At 61.2% G+C, this 24,686-nt stretch carries 24 protein-coding genes and 2 pseudogenes; 17 read left to right on the plus strand and 9 right to left on the minus strand.

All coding sequences use genetic code 11. From position 1 onward, the window contains the following. Window positions 1–50: 50 nt before the first annotated feature. Window positions 51–893, minus strand: a complete 843-nt coding sequence (locus ABFY71_RS16280; RefSeq protein WP_347947005.1) for a GAF domain-containing protein — start codon at window positions 891–893, stop codon at window positions 51–53. Window positions 894–1,088: 195 nt separating this feature from the next. Between ABFY71_RS16280 and ABFY71_RS16285 the strand changes: the two are divergent. The 4 genes and pseudogenes from ABFY71_RS16285 to ABFY71_RS16300 form a co-directional block, all read left to right on the plus strand. Continuing rightward, window positions 1,089–1,307: pseudogene (locus ABFY71_RS16285) on the plus strand (hypothetical protein); the annotation flags it as partial. Window positions 1,308–1,642: 335 nt separating this feature from the next. Then, window positions 1,643–2,569, plus strand: a complete 927-nt coding sequence (locus tag ABFY71_RS16290) for an HlyD family secretion protein (RefSeq protein ID WP_347947006.1) — start codon at window positions 1,643–1,645, stop codon at window positions 2,567–2,569. A gap of 3 nt (window positions 2,570–2,572) precedes the next feature. Next, a complete protein-coding gene (locus tag ABFY71_RS16295) occupies window positions 2,573–3,763 on the plus strand; it encodes an ABC transporter permease (RefSeq protein ID WP_347947007.1) in 1,191 nt (396 codons plus the stop codon). After that, window positions 3,760–4,893, plus strand: coding sequence for an ABC transporter permease (locus ABFY71_RS16300; RefSeq protein WP_347947008.1), 1,134 nt, complete (start codon window positions 3,760–3,762; stop codon window positions 4,891–4,893). The genes ABFY71_RS16295 and ABFY71_RS16300 overlap by 4 nt, the downstream gene beginning before the upstream one ends. A 67-nt stretch (window positions 4,894–4,960) precedes the next feature. Here the strand turns inward: ABFY71_RS16300 and ABFY71_RS16305 are convergent. Then, window positions 4,961–5,409, minus strand: a pseudogene (locus ABFY71_RS16305) (SulP family inorganic anion transporter); the annotation flags it as partial. 282 nt (window positions 5,410–5,691) lie between these two features. Then, the gene (locus tag ABFY71_RS16310) at window positions 5,692–6,357 is read right to left on the minus strand and encodes a DUF6629 family protein (RefSeq protein ID WP_347947009.1); all 666 of its coding nucleotides are present in this window, start codon (window positions 6,355–6,357) and stop codon (window positions 5,692–5,694) included. A gap of 253 nt (window positions 6,358–6,610) precedes the next feature. On the opposite strand from ABFY71_RS16310, the gene ABFY71_RS16315 reads away from it, so the two are divergent. From ABFY71_RS16315 to ABFY71_RS16335, 5 genes are all read left to right on the plus strand, one after another. Further along, window positions 6,611–6,847: a hypothetical protein gene (locus ABFY71_RS16315; RefSeq protein WP_305580848.1), complete on the plus strand. Its 237-nt coding sequence runs from the start codon at window positions 6,611–6,613 to the stop codon at window positions 6,845–6,847. A gap of 119 nt (window positions 6,848–6,966) precedes the next feature. After that, window positions 6,967–7,143, plus strand: coding sequence for a hypothetical protein (locus ABFY71_RS16320; protein WP_305580850.1), 177 nt, complete (start codon window positions 6,967–6,969; stop codon window positions 7,141–7,143). A gap of 173 nt (window positions 7,144–7,316) precedes the next feature. After that, the gene (locus ABFY71_RS16325; protein WP_347947010.1) at window positions 7,317–7,988 is read left to right on the plus strand and encodes a 5-oxoprolinase subunit B family protein; all 672 of its coding nucleotides are present in this window, start codon (window positions 7,317–7,319) and stop codon (window positions 7,986–7,988) included. After that, complete coding sequence (locus ABFY71_RS16330) at window positions 7,985–8,887, plus strand: 5-oxoprolinase subunit C family protein (RefSeq protein WP_347947011.1); 903 nt, start codon at window positions 7,985–7,987, stop codon at window positions 8,885–8,887. The genes ABFY71_RS16325 and ABFY71_RS16330 overlap by 4 nt, the downstream gene beginning before the upstream one ends. Then, a complete protein-coding gene (locus ABFY71_RS16335) occupies window positions 8,884–9,645 on the plus strand; it encodes a 5-oxoprolinase subunit PxpA (RefSeq protein ID WP_347947012.1) in 762 nt (253 codons plus the stop codon). The genes ABFY71_RS16330 and ABFY71_RS16335 overlap by 4 nt, the downstream gene beginning before the upstream one ends. A 112-nt stretch (window positions 9,646–9,757) precedes the next feature. On the opposite strand, the gene ABFY71_RS16340 is transcribed toward ABFY71_RS16335, so the two are convergent. The 5 genes from ABFY71_RS16340 to ABFY71_RS16360 form a co-directional block, all read right to left on the minus strand. Beyond that, window positions 9,758–10,513, minus strand: coding sequence for an ABC transporter ATP-binding protein (locus ABFY71_RS16340; RefSeq protein ID WP_347947013.1), 756 nt, complete (start codon window positions 10,511–10,513; stop codon window positions 9,758–9,760). A gap of 11 nt (window positions 10,514–10,524) precedes the next feature. After that, on the minus strand, window positions 10,525–11,292 hold the full coding sequence (locus ABFY71_RS16345) for an ABC transporter ATP-binding protein (RefSeq protein ID WP_347947014.1): 768 nt from the start codon (window positions 11,290–11,292) through the stop codon (window positions 10,525–10,527). An 11-nt stretch (window positions 11,293–11,303) separates the two neighbouring features. Then, entirely contained in the window at window positions 11,304–12,452 is a 1,149-nt protein-coding gene (locus ABFY71_RS16350) for a branched-chain amino acid ABC transporter permease (RefSeq protein ID WP_347947015.1), read from the minus strand. A 1-nt stretch (window position 12,453) separates the two neighbouring features. Further along, complete coding sequence (locus tag ABFY71_RS16355; protein ID WP_305580864.1) at window positions 12,454–13,485, minus strand: branched-chain amino acid ABC transporter permease; 1,032 nt, start codon at window positions 13,483–13,485, stop codon at window positions 12,454–12,456. A 167-nt stretch (window positions 13,486–13,652) separates the two neighbouring features. Beyond that, on the minus strand, window positions 13,653–15,008 hold the full coding sequence (locus ABFY71_RS16360) for a substrate-binding protein (protein ID WP_347947016.1): 1,356 nt from the start codon (window positions 15,006–15,008) through the stop codon (window positions 13,653–13,655). A 190-nt stretch (window positions 15,009–15,198) separates the two neighbouring features. On the opposite strand from ABFY71_RS16360, the gene ABFY71_RS16365 reads away from it, so the two are divergent. Genes ABFY71_RS16365 through ABFY71_RS16380 form a run of 4 tightly spaced genes read left to right on the plus strand, consistent with a single transcriptional unit; the run spans window position 15,199 to window position 20,185 of the window. Continuing rightward, window positions 15,199–16,821 (plus strand): helix-turn-helix domain-containing protein, encoded by a 1,623-nt coding sequence (locus tag ABFY71_RS16365; protein ID WP_347947017.1) that lies wholly within the window; start codon window positions 15,199–15,201, stop codon window positions 16,819–16,821. 58 nt (window positions 16,822–16,879) lie between these two features. Continuing rightward, window positions 16,880–17,263 carry a response regulator transcription factor gene (locus ABFY71_RS16370; RefSeq protein WP_347947018.1) on the plus strand — a complete coding sequence of 128 codons (384 nt, stop codon included), beginning with the start codon at window positions 16,880–16,882 and terminating at the stop codon, window positions 17,261–17,263. After that, window positions 17,250–17,483 carry a hypothetical protein gene (locus ABFY71_RS16375; protein ID WP_347947019.1) on the plus strand — a complete coding sequence of 78 codons (234 nt, stop codon included), beginning with the start codon at window positions 17,250–17,252 and terminating at the stop codon, window positions 17,481–17,483. The genes ABFY71_RS16370 and ABFY71_RS16375 overlap by 14 nt, the downstream gene beginning before the upstream one ends. Further along, complete coding sequence (locus ABFY71_RS16380) at window positions 17,483–20,185, plus strand: ATP-binding protein (protein ID WP_347947020.1); 2,703 nt, start codon at window positions 17,483–17,485, stop codon at window positions 20,183–20,185. The genes ABFY71_RS16375 and ABFY71_RS16380 overlap by 1 nt, the downstream gene beginning before the upstream one ends. Here ABFY71_RS16380 and ABFY71_RS16385 read toward each other — a convergent pair. After that, a complete protein-coding gene (locus tag ABFY71_RS16385; protein WP_347947021.1) occupies window positions 20,182–21,003 on the minus strand; it encodes a potassium channel family protein in 822 nt (273 codons plus the stop codon). The genes ABFY71_RS16380 and ABFY71_RS16385 overlap by 4 nt on opposite strands. Window positions 21,004–21,083: 80 nt before the next feature. On the opposite strand from ABFY71_RS16385, the gene ABFY71_RS16390 reads away from it, so the two are divergent. From ABFY71_RS16390 to ABFY71_RS16405, 4 genes are all read left to right on the plus strand, one after another. Next, window positions 21,084–21,584, plus strand: a complete 501-nt coding sequence (locus ABFY71_RS16390) for a DUF1993 domain-containing protein (RefSeq protein ID WP_347947022.1) — start codon at window positions 21,084–21,086, stop codon at window positions 21,582–21,584. Window positions 21,585–21,775: 191 nt separating this feature from the next. Continuing rightward, window positions 21,776–22,519, plus strand: coding sequence for a glycosyltransferase family 2 protein (locus ABFY71_RS16395; protein WP_347947023.1), 744 nt, complete (start codon window positions 21,776–21,778; stop codon window positions 22,517–22,519). Window positions 22,520–22,650: 131 nt separating this feature from the next. Next, entirely contained in the window at window positions 22,651–24,408 is a 1,758-nt protein-coding gene (gene fliK / locus ABFY71_RS16400; protein WP_347947024.1) for a flagellar hook-length control protein FliK, read from the plus strand. Then, window positions 24,405–24,677, plus strand: coding sequence for an EscU/YscU/HrcU family type III secretion system export apparatus switch protein (locus ABFY71_RS16405; RefSeq protein ID WP_347947025.1), 273 nt, complete (start codon window positions 24,405–24,407; stop codon window positions 24,675–24,677). The genes fliK and ABFY71_RS16405 overlap by 4 nt, the downstream gene beginning before the upstream one ends. Window positions 24,678–24,686 lie beyond the last annotated feature (9 nt).

Consider the following 24,686-nt stretch of genomic DNA (forward strand, 5'->3'; position numbering starts at 1 on the left):
CATAATGCCGAGAAAATTCTACTTTTGAACCCGGTCAATTGGTGGGGGGATTACCCCACGATGGCGATATCTTGCGGTTGCGGTGACGACGGTTTCCGATAGTAAACTGCGAAAGTTCCGAGCACCGTGTTCGTACGAGACATTATCGGCGTAGACCAGCAAGCTCCCAATTGATGCTGCTTCGCCAGATCACGAAAATCTTCCCATAGGTCGTCGGATTCGATGTCGGATACATAGACTGGCTTAGCAAGGAATGCGGCAGTGCCGCAGGAACCAACTACTGGTCCAATTTTCAAGCCATCTATGGCGCGGATGTATGCGTCGGGCAGACTGGGCGCTGTGCAGTGACGAAGATGTTCACCATCTGCGTCGAGCAGAAGAACTGAGGCCAAAACCTCACATTCGGAATATTGCTCGATCGTCTTCGTTAGACTGGTCAGAGTATTAGTGAGAGGTCGGTCCGAGGCTATCAGGTTTAAGGTTTCGTTCTCCGCTTCGATCAGCTGCTTTTGCCGGAGAGTAGCAGCCTCACGCTCTGTTATCCGGCTCAGAAGCGCCCGATATTCGTCGGCGATCCAGATAATAAGCGCGCATGACAGGGCATATTGCCCCAAACTGACCCATCCGAAAGCATCGTCGAGTGGAGATTGGAAACCTATCCACGCAAAACACAACCCTAGGCTTGCACAGACAAATCCCGCTGCAGCGCCTCCTAATATTGCGACGAGCATTGTTGCGACGAAAAGCGTGGCAAATGGAGGTGCATACGGATCGATGAATCCAAGGCCATAGCGCAAGCCCATTGCTACTATGGCGCAGATTGCAGCCATCACGAAGGCGCTTGCGGTGCGCGGCATCACTGTGAAAACGGGCAGCCGATCGAATACTCGCATGCCAGCTCTGGGCATAGGCTGACCTCCCTGACCTATGGCCTGATCTTATCGAATATTTACCACGTCTCAACCCCCGGCGGCTGGGGCGAACTGCAAAGGAGAAACCCAGCCTTCGGCGCAAGATTCACCCGTTCGGCATTAGAAAGATAAAGTCGTGCAGAGTTTCATAATTCTGCAATCCGGTAAGAATTCGAATTCAAGGACGTGCCAGAGGTGCATGTCGAACTGATTGACCGGCCAAATGACGCGCCCTGGGGCGTGGGCGAACCGGCAGCGGTGGTGGTCTCTGCAGCAATTTCAAACGCGGTGTTCGACGCGGCGTGTATCAGGCTGCGGTCAGTCCCGTTCAAACCGGCAAAGGTGCGCGCGGCGCTTGCAGAGCTGCGTGAGCAGGTATACTTCCCGCACAGCTAAAGCGGCTGGTCGGGCATGTCGCAGGTTCTTTCTGCCTTTCGGCGCTAATGCTCGATCAGCGCTGGAACCGGACGGCCCCCCAAAGAAAGGGCGGCAAACTGTCGATCACTGCTTCCGGAGCGGAGCGAAGTAGGCAATGCATTTTGCTGCGGACGTTTAAGCCCTCTTGATACCCCCTTCTTGTTCGCCTGACCTTGCCTTCGCTTTAGAGATCCTTAATTTTCCTAAACCATCACTCCTAATTGCTGGCGAGGTCGAACCACATGAAAATAAGAAGTACCGCAGTTCTGGCTGTACTCGCCGTCGTCGCGGTCGCGGGGTATCTGGTGTGGACCGTGCGCCAGCCTGCGACCTATCTGGTTCAAGGCGAGGTCGAGGCAACCCGCATCGACCTTTCGGCGATGGTTACCGCGCGGGTATCGCAAACGCCTGTCAGCTTCGGCGACCGGGTCAGTGCGGGCGATGTCGTGGTGCAACTGGAAAGCCCGCAACTGCATGCGCAACGTGAGGCAGCGCTGGCCGGAATCGCCGTGGCCGAGGCGAACCGCAATGTCGCGTTTTCCACCCGCCCGGAAACGATTGCCGTCTATGAGGCGCAACTGGCCAAGGCGGTGGCGGATGTGAAGCTGGCCCAAAGCAACTATGACAGGATCATCCAGCTGCGCGAAAGCTCGGTCGTGTCCCAGGCCAACCTTGATCAGTCAACCAACACACTTAACGCGGCAATTCAGGCGCAGGCTGCGGCTCAGGCCAATCTTGATCAGGCCCGCAACGGCGCCAGCGAGGAACAGAAGGCGGTCGCGGTCGCCCAAGTGGGGCAAGCCAAGGCGAATCTGACCCAAATTCAGGCCAATATCGACGAACTGACCGTCGCCTCCCCCATCGACGGCGAAGTGACGACCCGCACCGCCGAGGTTGGAAAACTGTTCAGCGCGGGCGCGCCGCTGATTTCCATCGTGGATGTGGAGCACGCTTGGTTCACCTTCAACCTGCGCGAAGATCTGTTGGAAGGGCTGGAGGTCGGGCAGCGGCTGGAGGTGCGCGTGCCTGCACTTGGGCCAGAGCATGGATCAATCCACGCGTCGATCACGGCGATCAATGTCGAAGGCAGCTATGCCAATTGGCGTGCGACCAAAGCTACAGGCGACTTCGATCTGCGAACCTTCTCGGTGCGGGCCGAGCCGACCGACGCTGTGACCGGTCTGCGCCCGGGGATGAGTGCGCTGGTCGATTGGCCCGCAACTGCCCGCAGCTTGGAGTAGTATATGGCTGATCTTCGGCAGTCTTCCGGCGTCCTGCGCATTCTGGGCCGAGAATTGCGCCAGATCGCGGCGCGTCCAGCGCTGGCCTTCATGCTGGTTCCTATGCCGCTATTGATCTTCCTAGTCCTCACGGCGGTCTTTGCGCCGGGTCTGCCGCGCGACTTGCCAGTTGCGGCGGTGGATCTCGACGGCTCAACCCTTTCGCGACAGATCGTGCAGATGGTCGATGGCGCGTCGGATGTGGCGGTCACGGAACAGGTGCCCACGCTCAGCGAAGCGCGCGAGGCGCTCGTTGCACGGCGGGTCTATGCGATCCTGATGATTCCGGCGGAAATGGAGCGGGATTTGCAACTGGGCCAAAGTCCCGAGGTTGTGATCTTTTCCAACAATCAATTCATGGCTCCGGGCGGTATTGCCGCGCGCAGCATCGCCACGTCGGTGCTGACCTTTTCCGCCGGGGTTTCCTTGCGTTTGCTTGAGGCGCAGGGCGTTGGGCCGGACCGCGCGATGGAGCTTCTGACACCGATCCCCGTCCAGCAAAGTCCGCTGTTCAACCCCTCGCTCGAGTATATCCGGTTTCTGCTGTCATCAATTATTCCGACCGTCATGCAGATTTTCATCTGTGCCGCCGCCGTGCTGTCATTTTCGCGCGACCATCACGCACCGGGCGGCATGGCGCAGCTTTTGCCCCAGTCGGGCACCACCACTCAGGCGATGATCGGCAAATTGCTGCCTTATACCGTTCCGGGAACCTTGGTGCTGCTGCTGGGCGATGTTTTGTTGTTCACCTTTTTCGGCGCTGATTTCCGCGGCAACGTCTTCGTGTTTTTCTTTAACGGTCTGATCTTCATTTTGACCTGTCAGGTGCTTGGAGCATTGATAGCGCTGTTGGCAAAGGATGCGACCGGGGCTTTGGGGATGATGGCGGTGATTGTTGCCCCGGCGTTCGGGTTTGCCGGCGTTAGCTTTCCGCGCTTTGGGATGTCTGAGTTTGCGCAAGCCTGGGGCGCGATCATCCCCCTGACGCCCTATCTTGAATTGCGCACCGACCAGACCCTGCGCGGCGCTCCGCTGGAATATTCCCTGCCCTCAATGCTGTGGCTTTTCGCGCTGCTCGTCATCTACACGACGCTTTTGTGGATCATGATGCGCCGGGCCGCGCGCCCAACGACCTCGGCGGAGGACAAAGCATGATCGCCCTGCGCAATTTCCTCGCCGAAATCATCTCCGCGCTGCGCAACCTGTTGGCGGACAGCAGCGCACGTATGACGATGATTGCCGGAATTCTGATCTATAGCGCACTTTATCCCCAGCCCTTTGTCAGCGAAGTGCTGCGTGATGTGCCGGTTGTCGTGATCGATCAGGACAATTCCAACGAAAGCCGCAGCTTTCTGCGCCAGATCGACGCCACTGATCAGGTCGCCATCGTGGCGGCGGTGCCGAATATGGAGGCTGCTCGCGATGCGTTTTTCCGCCGCGAGGTTTACGGCGTGATCATCGTTCCGGCCGGGTTTGAAAGAGATATTCTGGGCGGAACTCCCGCGCCGGTGGCGGCCTTTAGCGATGGCAGCTATTTGTTGATCTATTCCAACGTCATGGGGGCGGTCACGACGGTGGCGCGAACTATGGGCGTGCAGGTGAACCATGCCCGGCTGAGCGCAACTGGCATGGATGATGTTCAGGCACGCGCGGCGCTGGCACCCGTCACCGTGACCAGTATTCCGGTGTTCAACCCGCAGGGCGGCTATGCAAGCTATGTGGTGCCCGCGTCGTTTGTTTTGATCCTGCAACAGACTCTTCTGATGGGGATCGGCCTGCTGCATGCCGGACGTAGACCGCCAACGGGATTGGCGATGTGGGCGACACCCGTAGCCTATGTCGGTCTCTATCTGGGCTGGACCGTCTTTACCCAGCTACTTTTACCGGTGCTCTATGGCATCCCCAGAACCGGCGAAGTTGGCACGCTCATGCTGATCGTACTGCCGTTTTTGGCAGCATGTACTGCCATGGGATTTGCCCTCGCGCTGGTCATTCCGTGGCGTGAGGGCGTGGTGTTCTTTCTGGTGGTGATGGGCGTGCCGTTGTTTTTCCTGTCAGGCATCGCATGGCCGATCGAAGCGATTCCCGAGCATCTGCGGATGCTGTCGCTTCTGGTGCCATCCTCCAGCGCGATTTCGGCCTTCGTCGCAGTCAATCAGATGGGTGCCACACCACAGGACATTGCCGGTGCGGTGCAACTTCAGATCGCGCTTGCTTTTGGCTACACGTTCTTGGCGCTCTTGATATCCAGGATAACCAGAGAGAAGCACAGACGGCAGGTTTGAGTTTAGGTGAGGTTGCGGCGACCACCGGTTTGCGATGGCAGCGCAAATTGCGGGAGACGGGATCAGTCGCGATGCCGGCCGTGAAAACGATGGTAACCGGAAACGGAATGAACTTGATGAAAGTCCCTGACCGCAGGAAACCTGCGGCCGTCAGCATGAGTCCGGACAGCAGTGTGGCGAAGATTAGCCCGTCCATGCCGTTCTGGGCCACGGTCGCGGTTACAAGAACAATGAAGGCACCGGCGGGGCCCGCCGAACTGCAAGCGCGACCCGCCAAGCGGGGAGACCAGGAATCCGCCGATGATCGCCGTATAGACCGCTTGCGCCGGCGTCGTGCCAGAGGCGATGGCGATCGCCTTTGACAAGGGCAGCAACGATGGCAACGGTCAGCCCGGCAATGGCATCGGCCCGAAACTGCGACGGGCCGTAGCCCTCTCGCAAGACTGTCACGATCTTGGGTGTATAGGGTTCGGCAAAGCTCGGCGCATCGCCGTTTCTATTGGTCATGTCTTTCATTTCTGGGCCGCGCCTTGGTCAAGGGGGCGGCGAGATCGTTTATTTGTCGCCGTCGCGGGCTTACTTTGTACAGTTGAGGGTTTCGTGAAGTTGGATTCAGACGCATGGGCAATCGCCACACCCACGCTCGTCCGATGGCGTAAAGTATTTTTCTCTTCAATATGAATTACTTAGGGTTTCATAGAGCACTCTGCCCGACATGTATTCGGGCCAGAGAAGGTTCGACGGGGGTCCCGTTCCCTCCGCCATCTTGCATCGGTAGAAACTGTCTGCGCCAAGCCACTATGGGTGCTCGGCGACGACCTGCGACGCGCCAGCCGGCATACTGCGCACATACCAGTAGATCAGGCTGCTGAGCACTGCCGCGCAGAAGCACCACACCGAGGGTAGGTTCAGGGCGAAAAAGCTGGCGGCAAAGCCGAAGCCGGCAAGATTGGCGACGCCGATCCAATGCAGGCGATGATCGCTGGCGATAAAGAACGCACCGCAAACCACCAGCAAATACACCATCTCCATGCCCGGCCAGGTGCCCGCTGGATTTTGATAGACTAGGCATTGATGCTCCACCTGGACCGAGAAGCCATATAGCCCCATCACCACCAGGGTGTAGATGGCGATCCCCACGCCCGGAACCAGCAGGCCGCCCATCAGGCGGCGCCGTGTCTTGTTGGGTTCCAACAGCATCAGGCTGAGGGGGAACAGGATCGGCCAGAGAACGCCGATGAAAAAAGCGTAGAACTGAGCGAGCCCGTACAGTTCGGAACTGGCCTCTGTCTTGGCCAGCGCCAGCCAGATGAAGCCCTCGGTCAGTTGCTGGATGCCGAACAGCAACGGCACCGCTGCGAGTAGTCGCATCTCAGGCTGTCGGGCCTGCCTGACGGCCAATATGCCGATCGTCGAAATCACGAGGCCAGTGGTGAAACTGACCGGAGCGGAAAAGCACATCATGCAACCTGTTCTGCGCGCGGAGAGGGGCCGCATGGATGTGCGGTTGCCAGGGACGGCGCACCACGGCGCACCGTCCAGTGACATTGGTCTAGCAGGAAGCGGCCGGCGGGCCTATTGATCGCTGCGCTGAAGATTGACGGGCCAGCCGGGCCGTCTGGACCGGTCCGGTGCGATCATGTATCTGTGCCCCGCGCGCGCGCGCCCCATATCACTGGCGACGCTGCAGACGCCGATTTCGAGATAGGAACTGCCCGTGAGCCGCAAGGAATTTGAAGCGTCAAAAATGCGCCGGCTGAAGCGCATTGCCGGTCGCCATGGCCTGACCATTCTGACGGCCGAGAAGCTGACGGCCAAGATGGGCAAGGGCGGCCACGCCATTCGTGAGGACGAGAGCTTCAAGGTGATTTTCGGGGACAAGCCGCTGCCGTTCTCGGCGACCTTTGAGGAAATCGAAGCCTATGTCGAGAAACTTGAAGCGGACGAAGAGTAAGCGTCGCTGACCTTGATGGCAATCGTCTGACAGTGCCAACGCACCAAACTTCATTATTTGTTCCGTAACAGGAATCGCGGCACACTGCCTCTATTGGCTACCTTTGGAGGCGCGTTATTGTGTTTACTCTGATCAACGCCGACGTAGAAGACGACGACGCCGAAATCACCGATCCCCAGGAAATTGCAGAATTGTTCGCTGCCATCGCCACCGTTGCCATTGAGGCAATTGGCGCCGGGCAGGCACGGCAGCTGTTTGATGCTGTCGTCGAACAGGAGGGCAAAGACCCCAATTAAGCGCCGCACAACGCACCGACCCGGCAGGTTAATCTAGCCAATATCGCGCGGCGATTGCGGCACTGACAAACGGTCTTCCGAGCCCGGCAGAGTTCCTTGGCTTATCGACCGGATTGACTGCTCCGGGCTGGTCCGACAGGACTAGCCGCATGTTGCGCCCAGGAGGCCGCCTCGTGACCGGTTCGTCTGTCACCGATACATTCCCCACGCCGACCATCGCACCGCTGGGCGACGCCGCTTTATTGGTGCGCTTCGGTACGGCGTTGACCGATTCTGCCAACCGGGCGGCAATCGCGCTGGTGGCCCTGCTGCAGCGCGCGCCCGTGCCCGGCGTGGTCGAAGTGGCACCCAGTCTGGTGTCGGTGCTGCTGCGCTATGATCCGCTGACGGCAGCGGCAGCCGATATCGCCGCAGAGTTGCGGCTGCGTCTCTACGCGCTGGCCGCTGCCGCACCGCCGCCCGGACGCGAATGGACCATCCCCATACGCTTTGACGGCCCCGACTTCGATTCGGTTGCCGATGCCCTCAAGCTGCGGCCTGCAGCGTTCATCGCCGCGCATAATGGCGCGCCGCTGCGGGTTCTGGCCACCGGCTTCGCGCCGGGCTTTGTCTATTGCGGGCTGCACGCCGAGGCGCTGGTGCTGCCGCGCCGCACCGAGGTCCGGCCGATGGTGCCCGCTGGTACGGTGTTGTTTGCCGCCGGGCAGACGGCAATCACCGCCACCGAACTGCCGACCGGCTGGCATGTCATCGGCAGCACGGAGTTCAAGAATTTCGATCCGGCAGCCGAGCCGCCCACACAGCTGTCGCCAGGTGACCGCGTCAGCTTCACGGTTGCGCCATGAGCGCCATCATCACCATCACCCGCGCCGGGCCCCTGACCACGGTGCAGGATGCCGGCCGGTTCGGCCAGCTGCGTCATGGCATCAGCGCATCGGGACCCATGGATGGTGTGGCCTACCGCCTGGCCGGCGCGCTGGCTGGCGCCGATCACGGCGGCATTGAAATCACCATGGCCGGCATCGGGCTGCGACTGCAGAGCGGGCAATGCCGGGTCGGCCTGGCCGGCGGGCGCTTTGATGCCCGGCACAATGGCGTGATGCTGGACTGGCCGGGAGCCGTCTCCCTGGCAGCGGGCGATGAATTGACCGTCATGCCCGGCACTGTGGGCAATTACGGCTATCTGCGCTTCGATGGCGCGCCAGTGCTGCCGACCATCATGGGCAGCCTGGCCACCAGCAGCGGGGCGCGACTCGGCGGTCTTGAGGGGCGGCCGTTGCAGGTGGGTGACGTGCTCGAACTGGCCGACGCTGCTGGCCCGGCGCCGCAGGCGGTAACGGCGCGGCAGGCCGAGACCGGTCCGATCCGCTTCGTCTGGGGTCTGCATGCTGACCTGTTCGCCAGCCCGGTGCGGCAACGCTTCGTTACCACGCCCTTTGTGATCTCACGGCAGCTGGATCGCATGGGCGTGCGGCTGACCGATGCTGGCGGCGTCTTTGCCGATGCCACCATCCTGTCGCTGGCGTCGGACGCCATTGTCCCCGGCGATATCCAGATTCTGGGCGATGGCACGCCCATCGTGCTGATGCGCGACCACCAGCCCACTGGCGGCTATCCGCGGATCGGCACCATTATCAGCGCTGACCTGGATCGCTTTGCCCAATTGCGTCCCGGGACCGATGTTGCCTTTTCATCGGTCAGCGTGGTCCATGCCCAACAGATCCTGCGGAGCCAGAGTCCATGATTTCGATCGATCTCAATGCCGATCTGGGCGAAGGCACCGGTCATGATGACGATTTGCTCGCCATCGTCTCGAGCGCCTCGATCGCCTGCGGTGGCCATGCCGGTGATGCGGCAACCATCCGCCATATCCTGAAGGTCTGCCGGGCCCGTCAGGTGCGGGCAGGGGCCCATCCTGGCTATGCCGACCCGAAACGGTTCGGTCGCTTCCGGCTGGTGATGCCGCTCGCCCAACTGCTGGGTCAGATTCGCGAACAGCTGTTCCTAGTGCGCTTCATTGCCGATGAGGTCGGGCACCCCATCGAATATGTGAAGCTGCATGGTGCGCTGGCCAATCAGACGGCCGAGGAACTGGCGTTTGCCGTGGGAATTTTTGCCACCATTCAGGCCATGGACCCCAAAATGGCAGTTCTGGTGCTCGACAACAGCCAGCAGGTGCGCGCCGCCAAGGCTGTCGGCATGCCGCTGATCCGCGAGGCCTATGCCGACCGCGCCTATACCGCCGACGGCCTGTTAGTGCCGCGCAGCAAGGCCGGGGCGGTAATCGATGATGTGGATGCGGTGATCGCCCGCTGCCTGCGGCTGGCCAAGTCCGGTGAACTGGTCGCTATTGATGGCACCGTGCTGCAATCGGCAGCACGCTCGATCTGCCTGCACGGCGATACGCCTGGCGCTGTCGATCTGGCGCGCGAAGTGCGCAGTGCGCTGGAAGGCGAGGGGATTGCGATAGCCGCCAACGCCCCTGAGGCGCCCGACAACTAGAATTTACCCTGGGCCTCCCGACGGGGAGAGGTGAGATCGGCGGAATGCCTTTAGTCAAAAGACCCAGGGTAGAGCGAATCGGTCCGGGGACCGAAAACTGGTGTGCTGGCGGCTAGATCGCCAGGTATTCGTGGCGGAGCTCGGTATTGTCGAGCACCTCCTTGGCGGTGCCGGCAAAGGCCACTTCGCCGGTGTCCAGAATGACGGCGCGGTCGGCCAGCTTGAGCGCGGCCACGGCATTCTGTTCGACGATGATGGTGGTGATGCCCAGCGGCTTGATCGAGTGCAGGATGCGCTCGATCTCGTGCACGATCACCGGCGCGAGACCTTCATAGGGCTCATCGAGCAGCAACAGCTTGAGATTGCGGGCCAGGGCCCGGGCAATGGCCAGCATCTGCTGCTCGCCGCCCGACAGGGTTACCCCCTCCTGCTTGCGACGCTCGGCCAGGCGCGGAAAGCTCTCATAGATCTGATCGATGCCCCAGCCGGTGCCGGGGGCCACCTGGGCCAAGAAGATGTTTTCCTCGACCGTCAGACCCGAAATGATCCGACGGTCCTCGGGCACCAACTGAATGCCGGCCTGGGCCGCCTGATAGCTCTTCATCTGGTGGATAGGCTGACCATCGAGCCAGATTTCGCCCCGACGCATCTGGGGATCGTCGGTGCGGGCAATGGTGCGCAAGGTGGAGGTCTTGCCGGCGCCGTTGCGACCAAGCAGGGCGAGAATTTCACCCTTGCGCACATCGAGCGTGACACCTTGCACGATATAGCTTTCGCCATAATAGGCGTGCACATCGCGGACCGAGAAAAAGGGCCGGGTGGTTTCAGTCGCAGCAGCGTGGCTGCCAGTGGCAATCTGAGTATCCATGACCATTGTGCTCATACGACTTCGCCTCCGAGATAGGCTTCCTGCACTTTTGGGTTGCCACGCACCTGATCGGGCGTGCCATCGGCAATGATCCGGCCTTGTGCCAGTACCGAAATCTTGTCTGCCAGTGAGAACACCACATGCATGTCGTGCTCGATGATCACCTTGGTCATGCCGCGGCTCTTGATCTTTTTGAGCAGTTCAATCGTGGTGTTGGTGTCATGCCGGCTCATGCCGGCGGTGGGCTCGTCCAGCAGCAGCAGGCGCGGATGCTGGATCAGGCACATGGCCAGCTCCATCCGGCGCTTGTCGCCCCGGCTGAGGCTGCCGGCGCGGTCTTTCTGGCTGCCCAGCATGCCGACGTCTTCGAGCATGTGTTCGGCTTCCGCCCGGACCGCGCTTTCATGCTCAAGCGAGCCGAGCATGTTCAGTTTGAAGGCGCCGTCACGTTTGGCCAGCGCCGGGATCATCACATTGTGCAGCACCGACAGGTCAGCAAAGATCTCGGGCGTCTGGAACACGCGGGAAATGCCCAGCTGGTTGATCTGAAACGGCTTGCGCCCGGTCAACACGGTTCCGTCGAACACCACCTGGCCGCTGGTTGGCGCCAACTTGCCGATAATGACATTGAGCAGGGTCGACTTGCCGGCACCGTTGGGGCCGATGATGGCGTGGGTCTGGCCTTCCTCGACCTGCAGGTCGATATCGGCCAGGGCGTGCAGTCCCCCGAAGCGCTTGTGAACGTCAGCAACATGCAGGACGACATTGGGTTGGGTCATGATCGTACGTCCTATTCAGCTGGCTGTGGCTGCGGCGAGGTGGATTCCGGGCTGGCCGGGGGCTTGCTCTTGGGTGAGACGAGGGTGGTGATGCGTCGCACACCCTCCATCACGCCGCCGGGCAGGAACACCACGATCAGAACGAACACCAGTCCGAGCGTGAGGAACCAGCCTTCACCAACAAACTTGCCACTGACCACAACCGCCGTATGGTCCAGTCCGTCAGGCAGGAAGCTCCAGAACCGGGCGAGGATGGAATCATTGAGGGCCGAGAAGATGTTCTCAAAATACTTGATTATCCAGGCACCAAGGACCGGGCCGACCAGCGTGCCAGCGCCGCCCAGAATGGTCATCAGCACCACTTCGCCCGACGCGGTCCACTGCATGCGCTCGGCACCGGCCAAGGGGTCGGTCACCGCCAGCAGGGCACCGGCAAGGCCGGCATACATGCCCGAGATGACGAAGGCCGCCAGGGTATAGGGGCGCGTATTGACGCCCGTGTAATTCATCCGGGTCTGGTTGGATTTGATGCCCTTGAGCATCATGCCGAAGGGCGAGCCGGTAATGCGCTGGGCAATGAAGAAGGTGAAGATCAGGAAAGCGGCGCAGAAGTAGAACCCGGCAAAGCCACCAAGTGACTGGCCGAGCAGGGTCGGCACAGGCTGGCCGGGCATAGCGTCACCGAACACACGATCGAGATAGCGTGGATCGTTGATGGTCAGTTGCAGCCCGGTTTCACCATTGGTGATCGGCGTCAGCACGGAGTAGGCGAGGTTGTAGCTCATTTGCGCGAAGGCGAGCGTCAGGATCGAGAAGTAGATGCCCGAGCGGCGCAGACTTAGATAGCCGATGATCAGGGCGAAAACGCCCGAGACCACGATGGCGAAAATCATTGCCGGAATGGCGTCGAGGCTGAGCAGCTTGAACGACCATACGGCAGCGTAGGAGCCGACGCCGAAGAAGGCGGCGTGGCCGAAGCTGAGATAGCCGGTGAGGCCGAACAGGATGTTGAAGCCGACGGCAAAGATGCCGAAAATCATGAAGCGCTGCAGCAGATCGGGGTAGGCGGCCCCGAAGGGTTGCAGCCAGATCGGCATGGCGAGCACCACGGCGGCGAAGCCGAGCAGGAGCATTAGATCGTTGCGGGTCATGGTGCGCATCTCAGGCCTCCATCACGCCACGCCGACCGAACAGGCCACGCGGCAATACCAGTAGAATGACGACGGCGACGAGGTAGATGATGACCTGATCGATGCCGGGGATGAGGGCCTTTACCTGCGTCATTGACGCAAAGGACTGCAGGATGCCGAGCAGGAAGCCCGCAGCCACGGCGCCGGGCAGGGAGCCCATGCCGCCAACCACCACCACGACGAAGCTGAGCACCAGGAAGTCCATGCCGATATGGTAATTGGGCGGCAGCAGCGGGGTGTACATCACCCCGGCCAGGCCAGCCACAACAGCCGCCAGTCCGAACATGATGGTGAAGCGTTTGTCGATATTGATGCCGAGCAGGCCCACTGTCTCCCGGTCGGCCATGCCGGCACGAACGACCATGCCAAAGGTGGTGAACTGCAGGAAGGCGAAAACACCGCCGATGATGATGAAGGAGAACAGGAAATACACCAGGCGCCAGATCGGGTAGGTGATGACATTGGCCTGCATGCCCAGGAACGCGCCGATATCGGCTGCGCCGCGCAGGTCCGACGGCATGGGCTGGGGAATGGGATTGGGTCCGAAAAACGACTTGATCAGCTCTTGCGCCACAATGGCCAGACCGAAAGTCACAAGGATCTGTTCGGCGTGGGGGCGTTTGTAGAAGTGCTTGATGATACCGCGCTCAAGCCCGATGCCCACCAGCAGCATGATCGGAATGGTGATGATGATCGATGCCGGTACTGAGTAATTGACCAACACGGCGCCGAAATCGCCGAACCAGGCTTGCACCAGCGGTGCGCGCACTTCGAGGGGGGCCCCCCACGGCGAAAGCTGGGTGGGATCGATGGTGATGGTTTCCATCGTCAGGAGCTGCCGGAACAGCACTGCGCAGAAGGCGCCGAGCATGAACAGCGCGCCATGGGCAAAATTGACAACACCCAATGTGCCGAACACAAGGGTCAGGCCGAGCGCGATCAGCGCGTATGCAGCGCCCTTGTCGAGGCCATTGAGAAACTGAAGAAAGATGACGTCGAACATCGTGTGCTCCTAGAGATGCGGGCGGCCAAAAGGCCAGTGCCCACCTGTGCCATCGTCACCACCGGGTCTGTCCCGGTGATCCATACGATGTAGACCATCGCGATGGATCGCCGGGACAGCCTGGCAATGACGGTGGTGGAGGGGCAGGTTTCCCTGCCCCTGTTGCATCAGCAGAGCGGCGCGGGCTCTGCCGGGCCGAGATCGCCGCCGAAGATGGCCGGGTCGTAGGTCACGACTTCGCGGTCGACTTCCTGCACGATGTTGAGCACGTCGTATTCGCTGGTCGGGTTGTCGTTACCCTGCACCACCAGAATGTTCTTCATGCACTGATGGTCTTCTGCACGATACAGCGTCGGGCCATTGCCCATGCCGTCGAACTCGTGGCCTTCCAGCGCCTTGATAACTTCAGGCGGATAGAAGGTGCCAGCGCGTTCGCAGGCATCAGCGTACAGTAGTGCCTGCACGTAAGCGGTGTGGGCAGCCTGGGATGGCGGCGCACCATAGGCAGCGCCAAACGACTTGGTGAAGGCGACAGTCCCTGGATCCTGCAGGTTCCAGTGCCAGTTCGAGGTGCCGAAAATGCCCTTGATATTGGCGCCGGCGCCCTTGGCCATCAACTCGGAGAACAGCGGAACCACGATTTCGAAGTTCTTGCCGTTCGCCTGACGGTCACGCATGCCGAACTGCACGGCCTGAGTCAGCGAGTTCACCATGTCATTGCCATAGTGGTTCAGGATCAGCACGTCGGCGCCCGAATTGAGCACTGGCGTGAGGAACTGCGAGAAGTCGCCTGCGCCAAGTGGCGTACGCACGGCTTCGACAGTCTCCCAACCGAGCGCTTCGGTGGCAGCCTTCATCGATTCTTCCTGAGTCCAGCCCCAGGTGTAGTCCGCCGTCAGGTGATAGGCGCGGCGGTCGGTGCCATATTCCTGACCAAGCACCGGACCAAGGCCGATACCGGACTGGTAGGCGTTGAAGAAATGGCGGAAGCCGTAGCGACGCTTATCCTTGCCGGTGGTGTCGTTGGAGTGGGTCAGGCCCGCCATGAAGATGACGCCCAATTCCTGGCAGAGACCCTGCACAGCAATAGCCTCGCCCGAGGACGAACCGCCGGTGACCATGATGGCACCATCGCGTTCGATCATGCGAGTGGCGCCAGCCCGGGCAACGTCCGACTTGGTCTGGCTGTCGGAGGTCACAAAGGCGACCTTCTTGCCCAGAATGCCATTGCCCTTGAGGGCAGTCGGGGTCAGCACGTTGATGAGCCCGCCATCGCCTTCGCCATTCAGGTGCTGAACAGCTAGCTCATAAGCCTTCTGCTCGTCGGCACCCTCTTCCGCATAGGCACCGGTAAGTGGGAGATTGAGGCCGAAGGTTACGGTATCGCCGGTTGGATTGTTGCAGAATTCCTGCGCCCATGCGCCCTTGGTAAAGATTGCGGGCATAACGCCCGTGCCGATAATGCCGGCCATGCCGGTCTGCAGCACACGCCTGCGCGACAAGCCACGCTTCAAAAGTGTCATCGATTTCCTCCTTTTGGCGCGGGGCAACTGATACTTGGCCAGCCGCTCACCGCCCCTTGAGTATTTCCTCTATAGAAAACGGCGGCAATAGGGCGTTGTAATTGCAAGGACATTCTGTCAATTATTGTTATAAATCGGATGCTTTCCTGTAAATTAGTTGACACGATCGTCAGGGGCGGAGGAGACAATCATGCGCGCACCAATCGGTTTTCGCATCAGCAACAGGCGGAAATCGCTCAAGATTTCTCAAGCGGGGCTGGCCCGACTGGTGGGCATTTCCCCCAGCTATCTGAACCTGATCGAAAACAACAAACGCGATATTGGCGGGGCGCTGCTGAACCGTGTCGCGACCCAATTGGAGATCGATGTCGATGAACTGGCCGGTCGTACCGAGCAGAAATTGCTGCAGGACCTCGAAGAAGCATTCGCGGACCCAATTGTCGAATCGCTGCCATTTCGGCCCGACGAGCGGCGTGATCTGGTGGCCCAGTACCCAGCCAGCGCGGCTGCCCTGGCGCGGCTGCACCGGGCCTATACCGATGCCGTCTCCAATGCTGATGCCTACGCTGATCGTCTCCGCTCAGATCCATTGCTGAGCCAGTTGCTGCACCAGATCCTGTCTGGCGTTACCGCCATTCGCTCCAGCGCGGAAATTCTGGAGGATGTGACCGATCTGGACGATGCCGAGCGGCAGCGCTTTCTGAACGCCATCCGGCGGGGGTCAATAACGCTGTCGGACGTGGCCCGCAATTTGATCGGTCAGTTCGACACCTCCAGCGAGATCAGCCGCAATGTGTCGCCGGCGCGAGAAATCGACGACATGATCATCGAGCGGCAAAACTATTTCCCTGACCTTGAGGACGTGGCCGACAGCCTGCGGCTGGAGGTCGCCAGGATCGGTCCATTCAATGTGGCGACACTGGCGGCACTGCTCGAGGACAAATTCGGCGTGGTCGTGGTCTTTGGTGGCCCGGCGGACGATCCCGGCTTTCCCGGCCAGTACCAGTTCGACTCCCAAACACGCCGCATGTGGTTCCAGGGGGCGACGACTTTGGCGACCCGCAAGTTCCAGCTGGCACGTCTGTTCGGGGAATTGGCGGCGGCCGATGCCATCAACCAGACGATGCAGAGCGCTGTGCTTTCGACCTCAACTGCGCGCCGGTTCGCGTCACGCGCCATCGGTTCCTATCTCGCCGGTGCGATGGTGTTTCCCTATGAGCGGGTATTGGCGGACGCCGAGGCCAGCGCCTATGACATCGATTACCTCGGGCAGGTTTATAGTGCCAGTTTTGAGCAGGTGGCCCATCGCCTGGTGACCCTGCGCCGACCGGGCCATGAGGGGGTGCCATTCGGCTTCCTGCGCTCGGATCCTGCCGGGCGTCTCACCAAGCACTTTCCCCTGCCGGGCCTGTTATTGCCCAACAGTGGCCATGCCTGTCCGCTGTGGGCGATCTATGGTGCCTTTCGTACGCCCGAGGCTCTGTTGCGGCAGGTGGTGCGCTTTTCCGATGGCTCGCGCTATTTGTTCCTCGCCCGTACCGTGCAGCACCGCACGGCGGCCTTTCGCGAGCAAATCGTGGCATCCTCCGTCATGCTGGCTTGCGATGTGCTGCACGCAGACCGCACCATTTACGCCTCGGGGCTGGATCTGAATGATCACTCGGCCGACATTCCGGTAGGGCCGAGCTGCCGGCTCTGTACGCGTCGTGACTGCGCCAGCCGGCAGGAAGAGACGCTGTCATCCGATATTGCCGCCTCGCCCACACGGGCGCCCCTGCTGCCATCGGCATTTACGCTTGGCGATCACCACTGATTGCGGTTAAGTGATCGGGCATTCGCGGAGGGGAGACCGCGTCTGACAAGGGGGAAATTTGGCAATCGACATACTTATTGCTGAGGATGAACCGAGCATTCTGGAATCGCTCGACTTCATACTGCGCCGTGCCGGCTACAGCATCCGTTCGGTGACCGATGGCGATGCAGTGCTGGACGCGGTGCGGCGAATGACGCCACGCCTGTTGTTGCTCGACGTCATGCTGCCCAGACGCAGCGGCTTTGACATTCTCAAACAGATCCGTGCCGATGTGGAACTGCGCGATTTGCCGGTGCTCATATTGACGGCCAAGGGCCAGCAACAGGATCGCCGGACGGCCGATGAACTGGGCGCTGATGGCTTCGTGACCAAGCCCTACGCCAATGCCGATGTTGTTGGCGCGGTACGGCAATTGTTGGGTGGGCAAGGTGGAACGGCGTAAGCTGGTTGCCAGCATGCTGGTGCTGACGGTGTTTGGAACGGTGCTGCTGGTGCCGCCCTTGGTCTACGTGTTCAACCAGCCGATCAGCCATTCCGGCATCCCCCAGATCGTTATCTATCTGTTCGGCGTCTGGCTGCTGCTGGTTCTTGGGACGGCAGCGCTGGCGCGCCAACTGCCGGACGAGCCTGCCGATCCTGCCGCCGAGCGGGAGACCGACTAATGCTGTCGGCCGATTTCGTCATCGCCACAGCGGTTGGTTATGTTGGTCTGCTGTTTGTGCTGGCGTTTTTCGGTGATCGGCGGGCCCGGTCGAACAAGAAATCATTTCTGCATTCGCCTGCGGTCTATACCCTGTCCATTTCGGTGTACTGCACCAGCTGGACGTTTTACGGCGCCGTAGGCAACGCCGCCCGCAGCGGGCTTGAGTTCCTGACCATCTATCTCGGTCCCACACTGGTGTTTGTCGGCTGGTGGTTTCTGCTGCGTCGGCTGGTTCGGATCAGCCATAATCAACGCATCACGTCGCTGGCCGATTTGCTGTCATCCCGGTTTGGCAAATCCAACCGGCTGGCGGTGCTGGTGACCTGCATCGCCGTGATCGGCATCGCGCCCTATATCGCGCTGCAGCTCAAGGCAGTCACCTCATCCATCCAGACGGTGGCCGGTGCCTCCGAGTTCGGGCAGGGCAGCCTTGCCGGCATTGATGATGTTGGCTTGGCTTTTGGTGTTGCTGCAGCGATGGCGGTATTCACCATTCTGTTCGGTACGCGTCATGTCGACGCCAAGGAGCAGCATCACGGGGTGGTGGCCGCGATCGCCTTTGAAGCCATCGTCAAGCTGACGGCGCTCGTGGCTGTGGGGATATTCGTGGTCTACACTGGCGGGGGTCTTGAAGGCATTTTCAGCGGCGCTGCAGAACTGGGGGTGGGCGAGCAACCCCAGGACACCTTTGACAGCCGCTGGCTGACCACTCTGGGTCTGTCTATCGCCGCCATTGTCTGTCTGCCGCGCCAGTTTCAGGTGACGGTGGTCGAAAACTCTGACGAAAATCACCTGCGCGTCGCGAGCTGGGCCTTCCCCGGCTACATGCTGGTGATGAGCCTGTTTATCCTGCCCATCGCCATGTTCGGTCTGATCGTGATGCCTGCGGGATCGAACCCGGACATGTTCGCGCTGACCTTGCCCATGGCCTTTGGACAGGATGCGCTGGCCTTGTTTGCTTTCATTGGCGGGTTCTCGTCGGCCACTTCAATGATCATCCTTGAATCCATTGCGCTGTCGATCATGGTGTCCAACCACATCGTCATGCCGCTGGTGCTGCGCTTCAGTACCGGCAGGCGCAGTGGCGACGGGCAGGGGGTCAGCCATTCACTGCTGGTGGCCCGGCGCTTCTCCATCGTGCTGATCCTGTCGCTGGGCTTCTTCTATTTCTTCTTCACCCGCGACTCCGACGCCCTGGCGCCAATCGGGCTGATCTCATTTACGGCGATTGCCCAGTTTTTTCCCGCGGTTCTGGCCGCCCTGTTCTGGCGGGACGCTTCTCTGCAGGCCGCGACTGCCGCCATCGCAGCGGGGTTTGTCGTCTGGGTGTGGTGCAGTTTCCTGCCCTCGTTCGAGTCGGTATCGCCCCAGGTGGCGATGCTGTTGCACAGCGGTCCCTGGGGCATCATGTGGCTGCGGCCGGAGGCGCTGTTCGGGCTTGATTGGCTCGATCCCCTCAGCCACGCCGCGTTCTGGAGCCTGAGCATCAATGTGGTGACGCTGACCGTGGTCTCGCTGCTGACCAGCCAATCCTCGCTCGAGCGCATTCAGGCGACGCTGTTTGTCGACGTGTTTCGGCGGGGGCATGTCGCGCAAGGCAATTTTGTACGCGGCTCTGCCACGGCCAATGACCTGTTCTTCGTCGCCGAACGGGTATTGGGCGAGCGGCGCGCCGCTGCGCTGTTCGAGACGGCGGCGCGCGAGATTGGCGTTGCGCCGGACCAGTTGGAACCGTCCTCGGAGTTCATCGGCAAGCTGGAGCGTGAACTGGCGGGCTCGATCGGCGCGGCATCCGCCCATGTGATGCTGTCCAAGGTCGTCTCGGGTAGCGATGTTTCGCTCGAAGAAGTCATGCAGATGGTCGACGAAACCCAGCAGGTGATCGAATATTCCCAGCAATTGGAAAAGACCTCGGCCGAACTGCGCTCCACCGCGCAAAAGCTCGAGGATGCCAATGTGCAATTGCGCGAACTCGACAGCCAGAAGGACGAGTTTCTCAGCCAGGTCAGCCATGAAGTGCGCACCCCGATGACCTCGATCCGCTCGTTCTCGGAAATTCTGCTCGAGCCCGAGGGGATTGACGAATCCCAGCGCCATCATTTCGTCTCCACCATTCATCAGGAAAGCCTGCGGCTGACCAAATTGCTCGACGAAATCCTTGATCTCTCCGCGCTAGAGCGCGGAGAAAGAGCCTGGGACAATGCACCCATTGATGCCGAAGACGCGCTGAATCGGGCACTGAGGGTTTGTGAAGCGCTGTTGCGCCAACGTGGCATGCAGGTGGAACTTGGCGAACGTGCTGGCGTGACCATGGTCGAAGGTGACGCCGACAGGCTCTGCCAAGTGTTCATCAACCTGGTCTCCAACGCTGTCAAATATAACGACGCCGAGGACCCGGTGGTGCGGGTCGTCTCATCGGTCAAGGCCGGCAATTACGTGGTGGAAATCGCCGATAATGGCCCGGGCATTCCCAAGGGCGAACGCACCTTGATCTTTGAGAAATTCTCGCGCGGCAAACACGGCGCCAGCGATCAGACGGGCGCGGGGCTGGGACTGGCCATCTCGCGCCAGATTGTGGCCCGGATGAATGGCACGCTCGAACTGGTGCCAGGACCGCTGCCCGGCGCCTGTTTCCGCGTCCGGCTGGCGGTTATCCGTTAGTAGTAGCCGGAATCGGGGATGTTGAGAATATGGCCGCAGGCCTTGCAGTGCACGGCATCGGGGTCGTGCTTTTGCAGGCCGCATTGCGGACAGGGGAAGTGTACCTTGTTGGGCCGGAAGATGGATTGCGCCAGCTTCACGAACAGCGAAATGCCCACGATCATGATGGCGATGGAGGACAGCTTGCCGCCGGGACCGGGCAGCGTGATATCGCCGAAGCCGGTGGTGGTGACCGTGGCCACGGTGAAGTAGAGCGCGTCGACATAGCCAGCGATACTGTCCGTGCCGCGGTTGGCAAAAGCGGTGTAGACGAAGCCGGTGACGACGAACAGGAACACCAGCAGGTTGATGACCGCCTGGATGGTCTCGCGGTAGATTGACAGCCCCCGTCGATGCAGCGGCCGCCAGAAGGTGCTGCTGCGGGTCAGCGTCCACAGGCGCAAGATCCGCAGGAAGCCCAGGTTGAAGAACCAGGTCGGGGCCAGCAGGGTCACCAGAATGAAGATGTCCATGATGACCGGAAGTTGCCGCACCCAGCGCGACATATCGGTCGAGGCCAGGGCCCGCGCCGTCAGATCGGCGGCCAGCAGCAGCGCGATCGAATAGTCGATCCACAGGAAAGACTCGTACTCGCGCAGCAGCGGCGAGGCGATGAAGAAGGCAATGATCGCCAGATCCACCACCAGCACCGACATCTGGAATCGCTGCGCCTTGGGCGACTGGCTGTGATAGAGCAGGCGCAGCGTTGACCGCAGTCGCTCGAACCCGGTTAACCGGGCAGATTTGCGGGCCGTTGACTGGTCTTGATTGGGGCGCATAGCAAACTCACTTGTCAGCTTGCCCATGCAAGCGCATGGGACTGTTCCCTTTCGTGTCCCGACAATCAAGGTGTCTGCCCATGCCGATCGCTGTTTATGACCTGACCGTGCCGGTCTTTACCCGCATGCTGACCAATCTACTGACTATCATGGACATAGCCGAGGCCAACGCCACCGAGCGCAAATTCGACCCCGCCGTGCTGGCCAATGCGCGGCTGGCGCCCGACATGATCCCGTTTCGCGGACAGGTGATGATTGCCACCGATCACGTCAAGGGCTGCGTGTCGCGCTTGGCCGAGCGCGATGTTCCCTCCTGGCCCGATACCGAAGAGACGTTCGACCAGTTGCGCACCCGCATCGGCAAGGCGCTCGACCTGCTGGCCACCATCAAGCCGGCCGATCTGGCGGGCAGCGAGACCCGTGAGGTGACGCTGAGGCTGGGCGGCAAGGACTTGCAGGAGAACGGGTTGGTCTACCTGACCCAGCGGGTGTTGCCGAATTTCTACTTCCACATCACCACCGCCTACGCCATCCTGCGGGCCAATGGCGCGCCCATCGGCAAGCGCGATTATATCGGCTAGCCACTACCACGCTGCCGTCAGCCGGAGGCCAATTGTCCTTTGGGCATTTTCCCTCCGGTCGACCAGGCAGGGCGCGCAATTGGCATCCTGAGGGCAGCGCCCATGGAAAAACGGCGCTTTGTGTTGCCCAATCTGCCCACAGGCGCTATTTGCACCGACCGGGGCCTGTTCCGGCCTGATGCGAGGCAGCAATGAAACTGGCATTTGTCATACCCGCCTATAATGAAGAGGCGCTGATCGGCAAGTGCCTCGACTCCGTGGTGGCCGAAATTGCCCGTGCCGGCGTCGATGCGCAGATCATCGTGGTCAATAATGCCTCCACTGACCGCACGGGTGAAATTGCCCGCAGCTACCCCAGCGTTCGCGTTGTGGATGAGCCAAAAAAGGGCCTGGTGAATGCACGTGATGCCGGCTTTGCGGCAACCGAGGGCTTTGACCTGGTTGCCAATATCGATAGTGACACGATTGTTCCGGCTGGTTGGCTGGACACCGTTTTCGAGCAGTTTGCTCGCGATCCCAAGCTCGTCTGCCTCAGTGGCCCCTATGTCTATTACGACATGAGTTTCTGGAACCGCCTGCTGGTCAACATGTTTTACGGCCTGACCTATCTGATCTACGTGCTCAACCGCTACATCCTGCGGGTTGGCTCAGTGGTGCAGGGCGGCAATTTTGTGTTCAAGCGGGCAGCCTGGCAGCAGGTCGGGGGCTATGATCGCTCGATCGATTTTTTTGGCGAAGATACCGATGTGGCGGTGCGTCTATCCAAGGTTGGCGCCGTCAAGTGGACCTTTGCGCTGAAGATGAAGACTTCCGGCCGGCGCCTTGAGAAGGAGGGCGTTTTCCGGACCGCGGGTACCTATACGCTGAACTTCTTCTGGGTGACTTTCCGTGGCAAACCGGCGACCAAGACCTATACCGACGTCCGCCCGGACTAGGTGGCAGTGATACTGTCCCCTTCGTTAACATCGCTCACACATCGTTAAGTTTCCCAAGCGAGGCAGAATCATTGGATGCTGGCGCTGCGCTACACTAGCGCTGCCGCATGGCGCGGCGGGGCAGGTCCACCATGATTATCCCCAAGCAGCTACCCCAGATTGCTACGGCTGCCCGCAGCGGAGCCCTGCAGGCGCTTGCGCTGCAGGCGGGACAGATCGTCGACGCCAGGGTTGTCGGCCCCGGGCTCAATGGTGCAACGCAAGTGCAGATTTCGGGTCAGTTGTTGAACCTGATTCTGCCGCAGGCGGCCAAACCCGGCGAAACGCTCAGGCTTGAGGTGCAGGGTAATGGCGCCCAACTCAGGCTGGCGCTGCAGGCCAGTCCGACCTCGCCGCTGGCCCCTTTGCTGCCCGGCGCCCCGGCCACCCAAATAACGACTTCCGCAGTGGTCCAGACTCCGGCCAACCCAGCAGCGCCCGCCGCTGTGATGGCAGCACCGACGCGTGCCGCCCAGCCCGCGCCAACCGCCCCACCGCCGCCGGGCTCAGCCACCAGCGCACCGAAGGCCCAGGCAGCCGGCGTTCCGGCAGCCGGACAGTCTGCCAGCGTTCTGCCAGCCGCGACCGGCCCTGGATCGCCGCCGGTGATCGCCACTACCAGCGCTGCAGCGCCCAGTGCACCCGTGTCAGCGGCGCCGCTTGGCCCAGCCACACCGCCGGCCGCTGTGCCGCAGGCTGCTGCTGCAGTCCCGTCGGCCGCTTTGGCACAGGCTACTGCTGTGGCACAGGCTAACGCAGTGGCGCAGGCTACCGCAGTGGCGCAGCCTGCAACTGCAGTGCCGCGTCAGGCTGCGCCCTATGTCGCCGCGACAGGCAATCCCGCCACCGCCTCAGTACCAGCCAATTTCGCGGTAAACCCCGCGACGATAGTTGCGGCGGTTCAGGTCGCCGGCACCGCGCCACTGGCCCCGCTTATGCCCAGCACGCCACAGGCGGCGCTGGCTCAGATGGTGCAGACTGCGCTGCCGCAGCAAAACAGCCTTGCCGGCCTGGCGACCGCTTTGAACACCATCGCGAGTAGGGTGGCGTTGCCCGAGCCGGTCGCCCGGGCCGCCCAGCAGATCCTGAACAATCAGATCAATATTGGTGGCGGCAGGCTGGATGGTGGCACGTTGCAGAAGGCCGTGCTTAACTCAGGCGTGTTTCAGGAGGCCGCGCTGATGCGGCCCGGAACGCCACTCACCTCACCTCAGGCCGATATGAAAGCGGCCATGCTGGCCTTGCGCCAGACCCTGACGAGCTGGCTCGGGCAACAGACCCCTGTGCTGCCGGTATCCCAGATCGCGCCACCATTGCGCGGCAAGATCCCGCGGGCCCGCGCCCTCGATATCCCACCCATTGACCCGGCAGCCGGGGCCGAGGAGATCGGCAAGCATTTGCTTGAGCGCACGGAATCCGCGCTGGCGCGGATGCGGTTGCATCAGCACGCCTCCCTGCCCGAAGCCCATGTCAAAACCGCCGACTGGAGCACAGAACTGCCCGTGGTCATTGGCGGGCACCTGGCCTTGCTGCAACTCCAGATCCATCGTGATCAACACGGTGCCGCCGAAGATCCCGAACAACGCGGCTGGCAAATGCGCTTTGCCATCAATCTGCCGGGTCTGGGTGAGGTGGGGGCGCAGGTGTCGTTGCGCGGCAGCGCCACCGGCGTCATGCTGTGGGCCAGCGAGCGGGCGACCTCCGAGGCATTGGAGGCCGACATTGAGGGGCTGCGCGGTGCTCTGGAAGGCGCGGGCCTGGCGCCCGGCGCGGTCATTGTGCGGCACGGCGCGCCGCCAGCGCCGCAACAGCCGTCAGATCCGGGCCATCTGGTGGATTCCAGCCGATGAGCGATGAACCCAAAGAGCGCTCGCTGGCTGTCGCGCTGCAATACGATAAGGGCAGCCGCGATGCCCCGCGCGTGGTGGCCAAAGGGCAGGGCATCGTGGCGGAACGGATCGTCGCGCTGGCCCGGGAAAATGATGTGATCATCGAGGCCAATCCGGTGCTCGCCCAGGCGCTGAGCGGCATCGAGATCGACGACACCATTCCGATCGAACTCTATGAAGCAGTCGCCATTGTCATTGGCTATGTGCTGCGCACCGGCACCAAACTCTAGCGAGCCATC

The sequence above is a fragment of the Devosia alba genome (assembly GCF_039938915.1).
Taxonomy (GTDB): domain Bacteria; phylum Pseudomonadota; class Alphaproteobacteria; order Rhizobiales; family Devosiaceae; genus Devosia; species Devosia alba.

Excerpts from the sequence above, each read along its gene's own strand:
- ABFY71_RS16360 (WP_347947016.1), bottom strand. The coding sequence starts at position 15,008 with ATGACACTTTTGAAGCGTGGCTTGTCGCGCAGGCGTGTGCTGCAGACC.
- ABFY71_RS16350 (WP_347947015.1), bottom strand. The coding sequence starts at position 12,452 with ATGCGCACCATGACCCGCAACGATCTAATGCTCCTGCTCGGCTTCGCC.
- ABFY71_RS16345 (WP_347947014.1), bottom strand. The coding sequence starts at position 11,292 with ATGACCCAACCCAATGTCGTCCTGCATGTTGCTGACGTTCACAAGCGC.
- ABFY71_RS16295 (WP_347947007.1), top strand. The coding sequence starts at position 2,573 with ATGGCTGATCTTCGGCAGTCTTCCGGCGTCCTGCGCATTCTGGGCCGA.
- ABFY71_RS16365 (WP_347947017.1), top strand. The coding sequence starts at position 15,199 with ATGCGCGCACCAATCGGTTTTCGCATCAGCAACAGGCGGAAATCGCTC.
- ABFY71_RS16380 (WP_347947020.1), top strand. The coding sequence starts at position 17,483 with ATGCTGTCGGCCGATTTCGTCATCGCCACAGCGGTTGGTTATGTTGGT.
- ABFY71_RS16330 (WP_347947011.1), top strand. The coding sequence starts at position 7,985 with ATGAGCGCCATCATCACCATCACCCGCGCCGGGCCCCTGACCACGGTG.
- ABFY71_RS16335 (WP_347947012.1), top strand. The coding sequence starts at position 8,884 with ATGATTTCGATCGATCTCAATGCCGATCTGGGCGAAGGCACCGGTCAT.
- ABFY71_RS16280 (WP_347947005.1), bottom strand. The coding sequence starts at position 893 with ATGCGAGTATTCGATCGGCTGCCCGTTTTCACAGTGATGCCGCGCACC.
- ABFY71_RS16385 (WP_347947021.1), bottom strand. The coding sequence starts at position 21,003 with ATGCGCCCCAATCAAGACCAGTCAACGGCCCGCAAATCTGCCCGGTTA.
- ABFY71_RS16355 (WP_305580864.1), bottom strand. The coding sequence starts at position 13,485 with ATGTTCGACGTCATCTTTCTTCAGTTTCTCAATGGCCTCGACAAGGGC.
- ABFY71_RS16405 (WP_347947025.1), top strand. The coding sequence starts at position 24,405 with ATGAGCGATGAACCCAAAGAGCGCTCGCTGGCTGTCGCGCTGCAATAC.
- ABFY71_RS16300 (WP_347947008.1), top strand. The coding sequence starts at position 3,760 with ATGATCGCCCTGCGCAATTTCCTCGCCGAAATCATCTCCGCGCTGCGC.
- ABFY71_RS16340 (WP_347947013.1), bottom strand. The coding sequence starts at position 10,513 with ATGGATACTCAGATTGCCACTGGCAGCCACGCTGCTGCGACTGAAACC.
- ABFY71_RS16390 (WP_347947022.1), top strand. The coding sequence starts at position 21,084 with ATGCCGATCGCTGTTTATGACCTGACCGTGCCGGTCTTTACCCGCATG.
- ABFY71_RS16395 (WP_347947023.1), top strand. The coding sequence starts at position 21,776 with ATGAAACTGGCATTTGTCATACCCGCCTATAATGAAGAGGCGCTGATC.
- ABFY71_RS16310 (WP_347947009.1), bottom strand. The coding sequence starts at position 6,357 with ATGATGTGCTTTTCCGCTCCGGTCAGTTTCACCACTGGCCTCGTGATT.
- fliK (WP_347947024.1), top strand. The coding sequence starts at position 22,651 with ATGATTATCCCCAAGCAGCTACCCCAGATTGCTACGGCTGCCCGCAGC.